Source organism: Halomonas sp. SIMBA_159, assembly GCF_046536035.1.
Taxonomy (GTDB): Bacteria; Pseudomonadota; Gammaproteobacteria; order Pseudomonadales; family Halomonadaceae; genus Vreelandella; species Vreelandella venusta_A.
The window spans coordinates 54,399-68,623 of sequence record NZ_JAWJBT010000014.1; the positions used below are offsets into that span (position 1 = coordinate 54,399).

Consider the following 14,225-nt stretch of genomic DNA (forward strand, 5'->3'; position numbering starts at 1 on the left):
TGTAGGGGAGTGACTTCGTTGGGGAAATCGTTTGTGCGCTGGCGTCATCAGGGGCGACGCCTGGGCATCGCTGTGCTGTTTGTTATTGTGGGCACCGGGTTGTGGGAGTTCCAAGGTCGCCAGCATCAAGATGCCTATACCTGGCAAGGCGTACCCACCTGGGAGGAGTTTCGCCCCACCACGTTTCATCGCGTTTTGCGTAATGAGGGGTTTTTAGCCGGTTGGTCCGATGTTCGCGTTGGCGCGCTGTGGGTGAGCTATCAGCTTCAGGCCGTGCCAGACGATACTCGTATTGGTGGACGGCCTAACTTCCAGGCTGACTGGCGCACACTTTGGCCTGTTGGTACCGATAGCTACTCAAGAAGCGGTTATGATCGAGGGCACTTGGCTCCCAACTATGCCATTGCCGCCGTTCATGGGCGTAGTGCGCAAATCGACACCTTTTTGATGAGCAATATGGCCCCGCAGCGGCCTAACTTAAATCGTCAGCTGTGGCAGCGGTTGGAAGAGTCGGTGATGGACCACTTTGCTCCCCGCTTTGAGCGATTGCAGGTCATTACAGGGCCTATTTATCCCGAACGCTTTATGGATAACGTGTTTAACCGCGTGGGCTTTGTGGAAGTGCCTGTAGCATTTTATAAAATTATCGTGGCACCTCATGACGACGCCCCTTTAGCGCTGGCGTTTATCATGCCTCAAGACGTGAGAGGCAACGAGCCGCTGGATGACTATCTCGTCACTATCGATGAGGTTGAAGCGCAAACGGGCCTGGATTTCTTTCCCGACTTAACGCCCGCGATGGAATCCGTACTCGAGGGCGAGCTGCGCACGCAAGGCTGGGCGCTTGAGGAGATTGCTCGACGTCCAGGGCGCTATCAATAGGCAGGCCCTATTATCACAGTGTAGGAATCACGGGGCTGGCAGCGGGGGAGCGAGCATATGTCGTCCGCTGCTTTTAGTAGGTGTCTTCGGGAATAGCCTGCTGATGATAGAGGCGCAGGTAAAGTAGCACTCAGCAGTAGAAGGCTAGCTTAAAAGCCGCAGTGCGAATACGGGAAGTAAAAGCGGAAAGGAGACAAACGAAAAAAACTGCCTTACAGACAGACGTCTCGGCAATAGATAGATATCGAAATATAAATAAAGTACATCGGAAGAATAAAGAATGATGCGGACGGGACCAAAAATGGTGCCCAGGAGAGGACTTGAACCTCCACGTCCATACGGACACTAGCACCTGAAGCTAGCGCGTCTACCAATTCCGCCACCTGGGCGCATCATCTTGTAAAGCTCTCTTGCACAGTACGCTGTTTGTATTCGTATGGTGCCCAGGAGAGGACTTGAACCTCCACGACCATACGGTCACTAGCACCTGAAGCTAGCGCGTCTACCAATTCCGCCACCTGGGCGAATACAAACGACTGTTACAATGTTTACTCACTACAGCCTTCGCTGCTTGCTTGCCGCTGCACCTTATAACGTCATGAAAAGGGGATAACATGATGTTATTTGGTGCCCAGAAGAGGACTTGAACCTCCACGTCCATACGGACACTAGCACCTGAAGCTAGCGCGTCTACCAATTCCGCCATCTGGGCAAGTGGCGCGTATGATACCGAGGTCGTGGTTAAATACAAGCCCTGAGGCGCTTTTTTTAACACGGAATTCATATTAATGCGGTGTTAGGTGGTTGGGTGATTGAACGGGCAGCGCTATACTGCGCCCATGACCAAACAAAATATGACACGCTTCAGCTTATTAGCAGCTGACACCGACGCTAGCGCCGTCGACATTGACACCTGCCCGCAGCGCAAAGCGCTTGCGCTAACTGTCCGCCTCCCGCAAACGCAATCAAGGATGTTGATCGCATGAAGTATTGGACGTTGAGTGATGATCCGCACGCCGAGCGCGAGGCGCAAAAGTACGATAATCCTGCGCCCAGCCGCGAATATTTATTGGCTGCCCTAGAAAGCTACGGCAAGCCGATTACCCATGAAAACATGAGCCGGATGCTGGGCATTGAAGATGAAGATCATCTTGAGGCCGTGCGTCGTCGCATGGCGGCGATGGAGCGTGATGGTCAAGTGTTGCGCGACCGCCGCGGTGCTTACGCCCTGATCGACAAGCTCGACCTGATCAAAGGTAAAGTGTTGGGGCATCGGGATGGTTTTGGTTTTGTACTCCGTGATGACGGTAAAAAGCCGGATTTAGTGCTCCCACCGCGCCAAATGCGCCGTGTGTTCCATGGCGATCACGTGCTGGTGCGTGTGAGTGGGCGTGACCGTCGTGGCCGCGATGAAGCGACTATTGCCGATGTGATTGCCCGCAACACGCAAACGATTGTGGGCGTTTACCGCAGCAATACGCCCGAGTTTGGGGTGTTAATTCCTGAGAATCCGCGTATTACGCAAGAAGTGATCATTCCTCACACCGCCAGCGCTGGCGCGAAAGATGGCCAGGTGATTTCTGCCAAAGTAGTGCAGCAGCCAGCAACCCGTGTGCAGCCGGTGGGCGAGGTGATTGAAGTGCTGGGCGAGCGTATGGACCCCGGTATGGAAATCGATATCGCCATCCGCAGCTACGATATCCCAGCAGAATTCCCGCCGGAGGTGTTTGACCAAACCAGCGAAATTTCCGCTGAGGTATTGGAAGAGGATAAAAAGCACCGCGTTGACCTGCGTGATGTACCGCTGGTCACCATTGACGATGAGTCTGCCAAAGACTTTGACGATGCGGTGTGCGCTTGGAAGACCAAATCTGGCAGTTGGAAGCTCCTAGTCGCGATTGCAGACGTGTCTCACTATGTACGCCCCGGCACTGCGCTGGATGATGAGGCGCGCACGCGGGGTAACTCTGTCTATTTCCCCGGCCAAGTGGTGCCGATGCTGCCTGAGCTGCTTTCCAACGGTCTGTGCTCATTGAATCCGCACGTTGATCGTTTGGTGATGGTATGCGAGATGAATATCTCAAAGACCGGTGCCATCAGCCGCTACTCGTTCTATGAAGCCGTCATGAATTCTCACGCCCGCCTAACGTATAACAAGGTAGCAGCGATGCTGGATGGCGAGAGTGAAGAGGGTGAAGCACTGCGTCGTGAGCATGCGGAGCTGGTCAAGCCGCTGACAAATTTACACGAGCTTTATGGCCTGCTGCGCGCGGCCCGTGAAGAGCGTGGGGCGATTGATTTCGATACCACCGAAACGGCGATCATCTTTAACGATGAGCGTAAAATCGAAAAAATCGTACCGCGTACGCGCAACGATGCCCACAAGCTGATTGAAGAGTGCATGCTGGCGGCGAACGTGGCCACAGCACGCTTCTTGGACAAGCACGATTTGCCTGCGCTATACCGCATTCACGAGCGGCCTACACCGGAACGCCTCGACAAGCTGCGCCTGTTCCTTAGCGAGCTGGGACTTTCTGTGGGCGGGGGCGATATGCCAACGCCGCAGGACTATCAGGCCTTACGTGAAGCCATCATCGACCGTCCCGATGCGGATATTATCCAGACCGTCATGCTGCGTTCGATGAATCAGGCGGTTTACTCGCCCCAGAACGAAGGCCACTTTGGCCTAGCTTATCAGGCGTATGCGCACTTCACCTCGCCCATTCGTCGCTACCCCGATTTGCTTGTACACCGCGCGATTCGTTCCGTTATCCGAGGCCCTCGCCAGACCAATACGGTTGTGCGGGTAGAGGGTGCGCCGGTTGAGCCGCCAAGCAAATGGTGTCCATACACCTTCGAGCAAATGCTGGAGCTGGGTGAGCACTGCTCAATGACCGAGCGCCGGGCCGATGAAGCGACGCGTGATGTCGAGAGCTGGCTCAAGTGTGAGTTTATGTCTGACAAGCTGGGCGAAACCTTCGACGGTACTATTGCCTCAGTGACTCAGTTTGGCCTGTTTGTGCGTCTCGACGACTTTTATGTGGAAGGCTTGGTTCACGTTACTTCGCTGCCGTCGGACTACTACCACTATGAAGCCGAGAAGCACCGCCTGAAAGGGGAGCGCACGGGTGCAACGTATCGCCTGGGTGATGGCCTCACGGTTCAAGTGGCACGGGTAGATATGGATGACCGTAAAATCGACTTTGGCTTAACCGATGATAAGCCGCGCCCTCGTCGCCAGCCGCGCAAGCGCCGTGGTGAGAGCGGTGGTCCGAAGGCTGCAGTAGCAACGGATAACGCGCCGACGCGTCGCGGTCCGCGCCGCACGCGTAACGGCCCGCGCAAACCATCAGCGAAAAAGGGTTAAGCATGAAATCGTCGTCGTCTCGACGTCAGCCACGTACGGCTATTCGCACACCGGATGGCCTGGATCAGGTATACGGTATCCACGCCTTAGAGAGCCTGCTTGAGCGTGGTGAAGCCCCGCGTGAGCTATGGGTTCAGCAAGGAGCGGGCAGCCGCTTAAAAGAGGTGGTGGCAAGCGCCCAAGCCAGCGGCGCACGCGTGAAAGAGCAGTCTCGTGATGTGCTGGATCAGCTCACTCAGGGAGCTGCCCACCAGGGCGTGGTGGCGTTTTGCCTGCCGCTAACGCCGGAAGGTGAAGAGTCGCTGTGGCTGAAACTGCGCGCCTGGCAGGCCTCCACACCGCCGCTATTGCTGGTGCTTGACGGTGTGACCGATGTGCACAACTTCGGTGCCTGCCTGCGAAGTGCCGATGCGGCGGGTGCCCATGGTGTGATTGTGGCAAAAGACAAAGCAGCACCTTTGAATGCCACGGTCAGAAAAGTCGCCTGTGGGGCGGCCGAGGTGGTGCCGGTGTATCAGGTGACCAATCTGGCACGCACCTTGGCGAAACTCAAAGATGCGGGTGTTTGGATTACCGGTACCGCCGGTGAGGCAGAAGCCAGCGTGTTTGAAATTGATATGACTGGCCCTACCGCGCTGGTGATGGGGGCAGAAGGGAAGGGCATGCGCCGTTTGACCCGCGAAGCCTGCGATAATCTGGCTAAGCTGCCGATGGCCGGGCAGGTGTCGAGTCTTAACGTATCGGTGGCTACTGGTATTTGTCTGTTTGAGGCCGTTCGGCAGCGACAGCTTGCAAGTTAGCCGCCAGCCCACTAGAATGCTTGCGCCCGTTTATTCATAAGCGGGCGTTCGTATTGGTACGTAACTTGTACGATCAACAGTTCTGCTTGATGCGCTATCTCAGCTGTTCGCGGCCAAGAAAGGGCATTTCAGTTAACTCCTTGCTTCCCTGTCGTAGTTAAGGCATTTGCCTCAACGCACACCGGAAGCTGTCAAACCGCAAGGAGATTCCATGCGTCATTATGAAATCGTGTTTATGGTCCACCCGGATCAGAGCGAGCAAGTGCCGGCAATGGTCGAGCGCTACACCAGCATCGTTACTGAGAACGCTGGCACTGTGCATCGCCTTGAAGATTGGGGCCGTCGTCACCTGGCTTACCCGATCAACAAGATCCACAAAGCCCACTACGTGCTGATGAACGTTGAGTGCACCGGCGAGACTCTCGAAGAAATCGAGAACATCTTCCGTTTCAACGACGCCATCATCCGCAGCCTGGTTGTTCGCTGCAAAGAAGCGATCACTGAAGCTTCTCCGATGATGAAGCCGGCAGAAGAAAAGCGTCCGCGTCGCGAAGAAAAGCCGCGCGAAGCTGAAGAAACTGCCTGATTTTATCCACTGCACGTTTTAAGGAGCTAGTCCATGGCACGTTTTTTCCGTCGCCGTAAGTTTTGCCGCTTCACCGCTGAAGGCGTCAAGCAGATCGACTATAAAGATCTCGACACGCTGAAGGCTTACATCACCGAAACCGGCAAGATCGTTCCGAGCCGCATCACCGGCACCAAAGCACGCTATCAGCGTCAGCTGGCGACCGCTATCAAGCGTTCACGCTACCTGGCACTGCTGCCCTACTCCGATAGCCACCAGTAAGCGTTTAACGTGATGCTGGCACTAGCAAGATGGCTGATGCGCGGTACGCCTTATGCCGCAGGCGGGGCAGCGCTAGCAGCGTTAGTGCCCTGGCTGTTTTGGTTGGGCGCGGCCATCGCGGCATTAGTAACCCTGCGCAAAGGCTTTGCCCCCGCGCTACCGGTTATTATCGCCGCCGCACTACCAGCAGGTTTTTGGTGGGCGCAGGGTGATGTGATTCCGCTAACGAGCGTGCTGCTCGTGACGCTGATGGCAGTTATCTTGCGTGAGAGGATGCGTTGGGGCGAAGCCTTAATTGTGGGCACTTTAGCGGCCGCGGTTATGGTACAGCTTGGCATCTTCAGCCCGCCGGGTGGAACCGAACTTATGCTGGAGCAACTGCGGGAGAGCTCAGAAGAGATCGACCGCATGCTCACTGAGTTTGCCAACCAAGGAATCGACACGCCTACCTTGGCGGCCACTGTGATTGGTGGCGTAACGGGGTTAGTGGTGCTGTTAGCGGCTATCGTATGTTTAGCGCTAGCACGCAGCTGGCAGGCTGGGCTTTATAACCCAGGCGGCTTTCGTGACGAATTCCATGCCCTGCGTTTAACACCTAAGGAGCTCGCTATTTTAGTGGTGCTTGGGGTGGCAGGTATGGCATTGGGTGCGCAGGCGCTGGCCATGCTGAGTTGGATTCCGCTGCTGATAGCCGGTATTGCGTTAGTGCACGGGTTTATTGGAATTAAGGGGATGAACGGGCTGTGGTTGGTGGCATTTTATGTGCTGCTGATCACGACCTGGCCCACGATTCTCATTGTGCTGCTGTTGGGGCTGATTGATACATTCGCGAACGTTCGCGCACGCCTTGCCCGCAGCAATTGACAAGAGGTTTACGAGATGGAAGTCATTCTGCTCGACAACATTGGTAAGCTGGGCGGCCTGGGTGACAAGGTCACTGTTAAGCCCGGTTATGGTCGTAACTACTTGGTGCCTTACGGTCTAGCCGTACCGGCCACCAAAGAGAACGTTGAAGCGTTTGAAGTGCAGCGTGCCGAGCTTGAAGCTCAAGCCGCTGAGCGTAAAGCAGAAGCCCAAGCACGCGCTGAGCAGCTTAACGACATCGAACTGTCGTTGGTTTCTAAAGCGGGCGACGAAGGCAAGCTGTTTGGTTCTATCGGTCCGCGTGATCTGGCCGACGCGATCTCCTCTGCTGGCATCGAAGTTGCCAAGAGCGAAGTCCGTATGCCGAATGGACCGATTCGTCAAACTGGCGAATACGACATCGACCTCCACCTGCATGCAGAAGTGGACGCCGTTGTACGCGTGGTTGTTGTCGCAGAGTAATTTCTCTCGTCAATGCTAACGCCTCAAAGGGCGCGGGATCTCCCGCGCCCTTTGTCTTTTTAAGCCGCTGGGTCTTTTTAAGCCGCTGTGGATTCGCCAGTGGTACGTAGGAAGCTGCCCGGCTAAGATAAGCGCCGTTGGCAATGCGTTATTTTAAGGAGCTCGCTATGCAGGACCAGCCTTCTGCTGATCAGGAAACGGCAGCGCTTAAGCTGCCGCCGCACTCGTTAGAGGCGGAGCAGTCGGTGTTAGGCGGGCTTATGTTGGACAATCAGGCGTGGGATAACGTTTCTGAACGCCTGGTAGCCGACGATTTTTATCGATATGAGCACCGGTTGGTGTTCAACGTGATGATTCATCTGGCGGAGTCTGGTAAGCCGTTAGACGTGGTCACGCTTTCCGAAGCGCTTGAGGCGCGGGATCAGCTAGATACCGTGGGCGGTTTGGGTTTTCTGGCAGAGCTGGCTCGTAATACGCCCTCGGCTAGCAATATTCGCGCCTATGCTGACATTGTGCGCGAGCGTGCGACGCTGCGTAAGCTTATCCGGGCGGCGAATCAAATTGCTGATGGAGCGTTTTCTCCTCAGGGGCGTCCTGCTGATGAGCTTTTAAACGAAGCCGAGCGGCTGGTTTTTCAGATTGCTGAAGAGCGACCAAAAACTGGTGGCCCTATCGGTATGAGCGAGCTGCTTACCAAAGCCGTTGACCGCATCGATGAGCTGTTCAATCTCAAAGGCGAAATGACCGGGCTTTCTACCGGTTTTCGCGATCTAGATGAAATGACCTCAGGCCTGCAGCCTTCCGATTTGGTGATTATTGCCGGCCGCCCCTCCATGGGTAAGACCACCTTTGCCATGAACCTGGTAGAACATGCGGTGATTGCCAGCGACAAGCCCGTCATGGTGTTCTCCATGGAGATGCCTGCCGAGTCGCTGATGCTGCGTATGCTCTCTTCACTGGGTCGCATTGACCAGACCCGGGTGCGTTCAGGGCAGCTGGAAGATGAGGACTGGCCGCGCCTTACCTCGGCCGTCAACCTGCTTAAAGATAAGCAACTGTTTATTGATGACACCGCCGCGCTCTCACCCAATGAGATGCGCTCGCGCTTGCGCCGTGTTGTGCGCGAGCACGGTAATATGGCGCTGGTCATGATCGATTACCTTCAGCTGATGCAGATCCCCGGCTTCTCTGAAAACCGCACGGGGGAGATCTCTGAGATCTCCCGCTCACTGAAAGGGTTAGCCAAAGAGTTTCAGTGCCCGGTAGTGGCGCTTTCGCAGCTTAACCGCTCGCTAGAGCAGCGCCCCAATAAGCGGCCTGTGATGTCGGATTTGAGGGAGTGTGTCACGGGAGACACGCTAGTGATGCTGGCCACCGGGGAGCGATTGCCTATTGGTGAGTTGGTAGGGCAAACGCCGAACGTTATATCGCTAGGAGAAGATGGGAAGCTTAATCGCTCGGCGACGGATTTAGTGTGGTCAGTGGGTACTAAGCCCGTATTTGAGGTTTCTCTCGCCAGTGGACGGCGCATACGTGCGACAGGCAAGCATCGCTTAAAAGCGTTGTGGGATTGGAAAACGGTCGCCGACCTGAAGGTGGGTGATCGTATTGCACTAGCCAGGCAGATAGCTGAGCCTGAATGCCCGATAACGTGGGAGGAGCATGCGCTTATCCTGTTGGCCCATTTGTTAGGTGACGGCAGCTATGTCAAGGGCCAGCCGCTACGCTACACCACCGCTAGTGAAGCGAATAGCGATGCCGTGAAGTGCTCCGCCGAACAGTTTGGTTCGACGGTGACGCGCCATGCTGGGCGCGGTAACTGGCATCAACTCGTTATTTCTGGCAATGGTAATCGTTGGCATGCGCAAGGGGTGGGGCGTTGGTTGAAGTCGCTGGGTATTTTTGGGCAGCGTTCTGCTGAAAAATATATTCCAAGCGATATCTTTAAGCTGTCCAATCAGCAGCTCGCTTTGTTTATGCGTCACTTGTGGGCCACCGACGGTAGTATTACGACCGATAAAAATGGCCGCACACGTCTCTACTTCTCTACGGTTAGCCGACGTCTTATTGATGATGTCAGCGCACTGCTGCTGCGTTTCGGGATTGTGACACGAATTCGTCATGTAATATCGGGAGAAGGGGGAGGATGGTATACCGCAGATGTATCTGGAAGTGATCAACAGCAGCGCTTTGCACAGCGAATTGGAGCGTTTGGGCATCAGGAGGCAGCGCTAGAGCCGCTTAAAGTGGCGGCTGTCGTGGCTAACACTAATATCGACACTTTGCCTCAAGAGGTGTTTGATCATGTTAAGCAGGTAATGATTGCCAAAGGCGTCAGTCAGCGGCAAATGGCGGCAATGCGTGGTACTGCTTATGGCGGCTCGTCCCATTTTAGCTTTGCGCCTTCACGTGCCACCCTTAGTAGCTATGCGGATGTACTAGGCGATGCTGCGTTGTCTCAGATAGCTTCCAGCGATCTCTTTTGGGATCAGGTCGTTGATATACGCCCTTGCGGTGAAGAAGAAGTCTTTGATTTAACTGTTCCAGGAGATGCCTGTTGGTTGGCGGATGGTATTGTTAGCCATAACTCGGGAGCGATTGAGCAGGATGCAGACGTGATCGCCTTCGTTTACCGGGATGAGGTGTATAACCCGGATAACCCAGATAACCAAGGTATCGCTGAATTGATTATCGGTAAGCAGCGTAACGGCCCCATTGGTACGGTGCACATGGCCTTTATTGGTAAATACACGCGGTTTGAAGATCTAGCGCCTGACAGCTACGGCGAAGCGTTTGGTGATTAACTTGAGCGTCATGGGGGAGAACGTATAATGCGCACCCTCATGAGCAGTTCGCCTCGAGCAGATAGAGAGACAGGAGTAACAAATGGCAGGTGGTTTTAGGCGCGGTAACCGCAAACGTCTTCCGAAATTGGAAGGCCGTGGTGAACTCCAGTCGCTAGAGCGCGAGGGGCCTTTTAAAGAGTGGCTGGGCATGCCCGATCTCTACCGCTATTTCCTAGTAGTGGAAGGGGAGAAGTACAGCTACCAGACAGAAGACGCAGAGCTTCCCGTTGCCGTGGGCGACAAAGTAGTCTTTCGTTACAAAGAGACAAAAGGCGGTAACTGGATTGACCGCAACTCGCTGGGTAAGGCGATTGACCCGTCGGAATATCAGTAAAACGACCATAAGTTGACGAATTGGTCAGGAACTCTTTTCGGTTATTGCCCTCTTAGGCAGTTAGTGCCAAGGTAATATTATTGTCATGGGGCCGCGTCATGCTGTGCTCCATGATGATGACCAATAACAGGAGGGAACCATGGAACTGAAAGAGCTAAAACAGTTCGTCGCAAGCCACGACAACTTTGAAATTCGGGTGATTACTCATTCAGGCAGCCGTTTCTATCAGGTAGAGCTTGAGGATGTAGAAGGCGAGCGCCATATGCTGATGCAACGTAACAAGCCGATGCTGTTTCGTTCATTAGATGACGTCTACCTGGAGCTGAAGCGAGCGGGTATTCATCGCGCCTACTTGGTGCAGCATGTTCCGCACGATGAAGTCATTGGCCGCGACGCCCATTACAGCGCGCCGCTGACCTCGCGTATGCCGCTAGTATTTTAATTAATTCGCTATCTTAATTGATCAGCTAGCAGATTTATCCTGACGTTTTTCCCACCACTGCCCCAGCCGGATACGGCGGCGGGCAAAAAAACGGTAGCCTGCATCCATGACGCTTCGCAGGCCCGGTAAGCAAGAAAGTCTTACCAGCCGCCGGTAGCCCAACACCGCATAGAGGGCCCGGCTGGCATCCATACCCACATACCAATATCCCTGACGATCCTGTAAGTGCAGCTGCCCCATCATGGCGTCAAAGCTGCGGCCGATCGCTTCTGCGTCAAACTCTCTGCTTTGAATATCCACCAGCTTAACGCGCTCGTGATGACGGTGCTTGGCAAGCCAGGCAACTTCGACCCGACAAAACGGGCAGTGGCCATCGTGATAAAGCGTGACGGGGGCCTGTGCGTTTAGCGTCGCGAATCGGCTCATGAGCGGGTCTCCTGATGAGAATAGCCTTGTGTGTGGGCTGGCTGGCCGTAGCCTTCACTGGTGGGTAGCTTGGCGAGAAACTGCTCTGCCTGCTGGCGAATCGCCTCGCGTTTCTCCTCTTTCATGCGCGAAAGCGAACCGTAGATGAGCTTCATACGCGGGTTGCGGTTGAGCTGTTCGGCATTGGTTTCTAGAAAGTGCCAATATAGGCTATTAAACGGGCAGGCCTTGGGGCCAGTGATCTCTTTGGGAGAGTAGCGGCAGTGCTGGCAATGGTCGGACATCTTATCGATGTACTTACCCGACGCGCAGTAGGGCTTGGAGCCCATCAGCCCTCCATCTGCATGTAACACCATACCCAGTGTATTCGGCAGTTCCACCCATTCGCTGGCATCTGCATAAACGGCTAAATACCAGTCACACAGCGCCTCGGGCTTTACGCCGCACAGCAGCGCAAAATTGCCGGTCACCATGAGCCGTTGGATATGATGGGCGTAGCTGTTATCAATCGTCATCTGGATAGCGCGCTGGAGGCAGCGCATATCGGTCTTCGCATCCCAATAAAAAGCGGGGAGCTCTCGGGTAAAGCCAAGTTGATTCTCTTGTTTGTAAGTGGGCATCTGCGTCCAGTAGAGCCCGCGTACGTATTCGCGCCAGCCTAAAATTTGGCGGATAAAGCCCTCTACCGCATTAATAGGCGCTTTGCCCGCATGATAGTGAGCTTCAGCGGCTTCGCAGACCTCAAACGGGGAGAGCAGGCCAATATTCATCGCTGCAGAGAGCCGCGAGTGGTAAAGAAATGGCTCACGGTCGCTGATGGCATCTTGGTAGCGGCCAAAGTCAGCTAGCCCGTGCTCTATAAAGTGGTTCAAGTCTACTAGGGCCTGACGGCGAGTCACGGGGAGGTTGAACGTCTCTATCGACCCCATATGGCTCTCAAAGTAGTGCGCTGCATCCTTAAGGGCTTGCTGCGTAAGGCTATCCTGACCGTGTTGAGGCAAAGTGGGGAAGCTTAAAGCGGCTTTAATGGGCTCGCGGTTGTCATGGTCGTAGTTCCACTGCCCGCCAACCGGCGTGTCACCTTCCATGAGTAGCCCTGTACGTTTACGCTGCTCCCGGTAGAAGTACTCTAAACGCAGCTGCTTGCGGCCCTCTGCCCAGTGGGTAAAGTCATCAGGCGTGGTGAAAAAACGGTCATCCTCAAGCAGCTGCCAGGGAAGAGCCGCCTGCTGGCGCTGTTGCATGCTGTTCCACAGCCGCCACTCACCCGGGCGAGTGACGCGAATTTCATCACAGCCATACTGCTTGGCGAGTCGCTCGGCTTCTTCTATCAACGAGTGGGTATTGTCAGCATCGTCAATGCGGCTGTAATGCACCGTGTGGCCTTTATCTCGCAAGGTTTGCGCGAAGTGGCGCATGGCGGCCATAAACAGGCCGATTTTATGCAGATGATGCGGCACGTAGCGCGCTTCTTCTGCCACTTCGCACAGTGCAACCACCGCATTAGGAGGCGCATCGCGAAGCGTAGGTAGTGTCAGCGTGAGCTGATCACCTAGTACGAGCAGTAACGGCTTGGACATGAGTTAGCCTGCAGTTATACAAATAATGCTGATAGTATAACTTTATGCCGCGGCTTTGCCGAAAAGTGTTAAGATTTTGCCCATTATGTACTGCACCTGAGGAGTGAGCGAGATGGCCGATAGCGTTGTAAAGGATCAACCCGGTGAAGGGCGTTTGACCCATGCGCCCAGCAACCACCCTGCCGTTCCCCGTGCCAAGGTCGGCGTTGTGTTAGCCAACCTGGGAACGCCTGATGCCACCGACTACTGGTCCATGCGCCGCTATCTCAGCGAATTTTTATCTGACAAGCGGGTGGTGGATTACGCAGGTTGGAAATGGCAGCCCTTGCTGCAGCTGATTATTCTGACTAAGCGTCCTTTTTCATCTGGCCATGCGTACAAAAGCATTTGGAATAATGAAAAGAATGAAAGCCCGCTGTTAACCACCACGCGTGCTCAAACGGAAAAAATGACCGAGCGTTTAAAAGCGCTCTATGGCGATGATGTAGAAGTGGATTTCTGCATGCGCTACGGCAACCCTTCGACCGACAGCGTGTTAAAGCGCATGAAAGAGAAGGGCTGCGAGCGGATCGTGTTCTTTCCGCTCTACCCGCAATACGGTTCGCCCACGACGGCAACCGCCAATGATCAGGCCTTCCGCACGCTGATGAAAATGAAGTGGCAGCCGTACATCCGCACTGTGCCTGCTTATTTTGAACATCCTGCGTATGTCCAGGCGCTGGCAAATTCAGTGAAAGAGGCGTACGACGGTTTTGAAAGCCGTCCGACCAAGCTGGTCGCGAGCTACCACGGCGTGCCCGAGCGCTATTTGATGGAAGGCGACCCCTACCACTGCCAATGCCAGAAGACCACGCGGTTAATGCGTGAGGCATTAGGCTTTACGAAAGAGGAAGTGGATACGGCGTTTCAGTCGCAGTTTGGGCCTGAAAAGTGGGTAGGGCCGCAAACTGTCGATCACGTGGCTGAGCTGGCAAAGCAGGGGCATAAGCATATTGCCATTCTCTCGCCTGCATTCTCTTCCGACTGTGTGGAAACCCTTGAAGAGATTAAAGAGGAGATTCACGACAGCTTTATGGAAGCTGGCGGCGAAACCTTTAGCTATATCCCCTGTTTGAATGATCGTGATGACCATATCGACGCGCTGTTAGCGGTGGTCAATAACGAACTCTCTGGTTGGCTATCCACGCCTTAGTACTGCGCATTTGTTAAAAAAGCCGCCTAGCGTTGTACGCTAGGCGGCTTTTTATTGGTACCGACTTTTCTAGAAATTTTGGAAAGGCTGGTATAAGGTCTGTGCATATAAAATCACACTTATTCAACGTTTAAGCGGCCTATGCACCTGTATAAGCCGCTTATTGGGATGGATTAACGTTAC

At 54.6% G+C, this 14,225-nt stretch carries 13 protein-coding genes and 3 tRNA genes; 11 read left to right on the forward strand and 5 right to left on the reverse strand.

Features of this window, described 5'->3' with window-relative positions; translation table 11 throughout:
- The first annotated feature begins 33 nt into the window (after positions 1 to 33).
- Positions 34 to 882, forward strand: a complete 849-nt coding sequence (locus tag R0J87_RS10745; protein ID WP_498886078.1) for a DNA/RNA non-specific endonuclease — start codon at positions 34 to 36, stop codon at positions 880 to 882.
- 302 nt (positions 883 to 1,184) lie between these two features.
- Here R0J87_RS10745 and R0J87_RS10750 read toward each other — a convergent pair.
- The 3 genes from R0J87_RS10750 to R0J87_RS10760 form a co-directional block, all read right to left on the reverse strand.
- Positions 1,185 to 1,271: transfer RNA gene (locus R0J87_RS10750), tRNA-Leu, on the reverse strand.
- 48 nt (positions 1,272 to 1,319) lie between these two features.
- A tRNA-Leu gene (locus tag R0J87_RS10755) sits at positions 1,320 to 1,406 on the reverse strand.
- Positions 1,407 to 1,507: 101 nt separating this feature from the next.
- Positions 1,508 to 1,594: transfer RNA gene (locus tag R0J87_RS10760), tRNA-Leu, on the reverse strand.
- 270 nt (positions 1,595 to 1,864) lie between these two features.
- Between R0J87_RS10760 and rnr the strand changes: the two genes are divergently transcribed.
- From rnr to R0J87_RS10805, 9 genes are all read left to right on the forward strand, one after another.
- Positions 1,865 to 4,249: a ribonuclease R gene (gene rnr, locus R0J87_RS10765; RefSeq protein ID WP_498886080.1), complete on the forward strand. Its 2,385-nt coding sequence runs from the start codon at positions 1,865 to 1,867 to the stop codon at positions 4,247 to 4,249.
- Between the two features lie 2 nt (positions 4,250 to 4,251).
- The gene (rlmB, locus tag R0J87_RS10770) at positions 4,252 to 5,049 is read left to right on the forward strand and encodes a 23S rRNA (guanosine(2251)-2'-O)-methyltransferase RlmB (RefSeq protein WP_498886082.1); all 798 of its coding nucleotides are present in this window, start codon (positions 4,252 to 4,254) and stop codon (positions 5,047 to 5,049) included.
- A gap of 211 nt (positions 5,050 to 5,260) precedes the next feature.
- The gene (gene rpsF / locus R0J87_RS10775; protein WP_188639365.1) at positions 5,261 to 5,635 is read left to right on the forward strand and encodes a 30S ribosomal protein S6; all 375 of its coding nucleotides are present in this window, start codon (positions 5,261 to 5,263) and stop codon (positions 5,633 to 5,635) included.
- A 33-nt stretch (positions 5,636 to 5,668) separates the two neighbouring features.
- Positions 5,669 to 5,896, forward strand: coding sequence for a 30S ribosomal protein S18 (rpsR, locus tag R0J87_RS10780; RefSeq protein ID WP_009097135.1), 228 nt, complete (start codon positions 5,669 to 5,671; stop codon positions 5,894 to 5,896).
- Between the two features lie 12 nt (positions 5,897 to 5,908).
- Positions 5,909 to 6,760, forward strand: a complete 852-nt coding sequence (locus tag R0J87_RS10785; protein WP_498886155.1) for a hypothetical protein — start codon at positions 5,909 to 5,911, stop codon at positions 6,758 to 6,760.
- Between the two features lie 15 nt (positions 6,761 to 6,775).
- The gene (gene rplI, locus R0J87_RS10790; protein WP_404342683.1) at positions 6,776 to 7,222 is read left to right on the forward strand and encodes a 50S ribosomal protein L9; all 447 of its coding nucleotides are present in this window, start codon (positions 6,776 to 6,778) and stop codon (positions 7,220 to 7,222) included.
- A gap of 143 nt (positions 7,223 to 7,365) precedes the next feature.
- Positions 7,366 to 10,026: a replicative DNA helicase gene (locus R0J87_RS10795; RefSeq protein ID WP_498886085.1), complete on the forward strand. Its 2,661-nt coding sequence runs from the start codon at positions 7,366 to 7,368 to the stop codon at positions 10,024 to 10,026.
- An 82-nt stretch (positions 10,027 to 10,108) separates the two neighbouring features.
- Complete coding sequence (locus R0J87_RS10800; protein WP_044628494.1) at positions 10,109 to 10,402, forward strand: hypothetical protein; 294 nt, start codon at positions 10,109 to 10,111, stop codon at positions 10,400 to 10,402.
- A 139-nt stretch (positions 10,403 to 10,541) separates the two neighbouring features.
- A complete protein-coding gene (locus R0J87_RS10805; RefSeq protein WP_311064931.1) occupies positions 10,542 to 10,844 on the forward strand; it encodes a DUF6482 family protein in 303 nt (100 codons plus the stop codon).
- Positions 10,845 to 10,865: 21 nt separating this feature from the next.
- Here the strand turns inward: R0J87_RS10805 and R0J87_RS10810 are convergent, their stop codons facing one another.
- Entirely contained in the window at positions 10,866 to 11,270 is a 405-nt protein-coding gene (locus R0J87_RS10810) for a thiol-disulfide oxidoreductase DCC family protein (RefSeq protein ID WP_498886087.1), read from the reverse strand.
- Positions 11,267 to 12,850, reverse strand: coding sequence for a cryptochrome/photolyase family protein (locus R0J87_RS10815; RefSeq protein ID WP_498886089.1), 1,584 nt, complete (start codon positions 12,848 to 12,850; stop codon positions 11,267 to 11,269). The genes R0J87_RS10810 and R0J87_RS10815 overlap by 4 nt, the downstream gene beginning before the upstream one ends.
- 112 nt (positions 12,851 to 12,962) lie before the next feature.
- Between R0J87_RS10815 and hemH the strand changes: the two genes are divergently transcribed.
- Complete coding sequence (hemH, locus tag R0J87_RS10820) at positions 12,963 to 14,042, forward strand: ferrochelatase (protein WP_404342673.1); 1,080 nt, start codon at positions 12,963 to 12,965, stop codon at positions 14,040 to 14,042.
- The last annotated feature ends 183 nt before the right edge of the window (positions 14,043 to 14,225 follow it).

Excerpts from the sequence above, each read along its gene's own strand:
- rnr (WP_498886080.1), top strand. The coding sequence starts at position 1,865 with ATGAAGTATTGGACGTTGAGTGATGATCCGCACGCCGAGCGCGAGGCG.
- R0J87_RS10810 (WP_498886087.1), bottom strand. The coding sequence starts at position 11,270 with ATGAGCCGATTCGCGACGCTAAACGCACAGGCCCCCGTCACGCTTTAT.
- rplI (WP_404342683.1), top strand. The coding sequence starts at position 6,776 with ATGGAAGTCATTCTGCTCGACAACATTGGTAAGCTGGGCGGCCTGGGT.
- rpsR (WP_009097135.1), top strand. The coding sequence starts at position 5,669 with ATGGCACGTTTTTTCCGTCGCCGTAAGTTTTGCCGCTTCACCGCTGAA.
- R0J87_RS10815 (WP_498886089.1), bottom strand. The coding sequence starts at position 12,850 with ATGTCCAAGCCGTTACTGCTCGTACTAGGTGATCAGCTCACGCTGACA.
- rpsF (WP_188639365.1), top strand. The coding sequence starts at position 5,261 with ATGCGTCATTATGAAATCGTGTTTATGGTCCACCCGGATCAGAGCGAG.
- rlmB (WP_498886082.1), top strand. The coding sequence starts at position 4,252 with ATGAAATCGTCGTCGTCTCGACGTCAGCCACGTACGGCTATTCGCACA.
- R0J87_RS10805 (WP_311064931.1), top strand. The coding sequence starts at position 10,542 with ATGGAACTGAAAGAGCTAAAACAGTTCGTCGCAAGCCACGACAACTTT.
- R0J87_RS10795 (WP_498886085.1), top strand. The coding sequence starts at position 7,366 with ATGCGTTATTTTAAGGAGCTCGCTATGCAGGACCAGCCTTCTGCTGAT.
- hemH (WP_404342673.1), top strand. The coding sequence starts at position 12,963 with ATGGCCGATAGCGTTGTAAAGGATCAACCCGGTGAAGGGCGTTTGACC.
- R0J87_RS10785 (WP_498886155.1), top strand. The coding sequence starts at position 5,909 with ATGCTGGCACTAGCAAGATGGCTGATGCGCGGTACGCCTTATGCCGCA.
- R0J87_RS10800 (WP_044628494.1), top strand. The coding sequence starts at position 10,109 with ATGGCAGGTGGTTTTAGGCGCGGTAACCGCAAACGTCTTCCGAAATTG.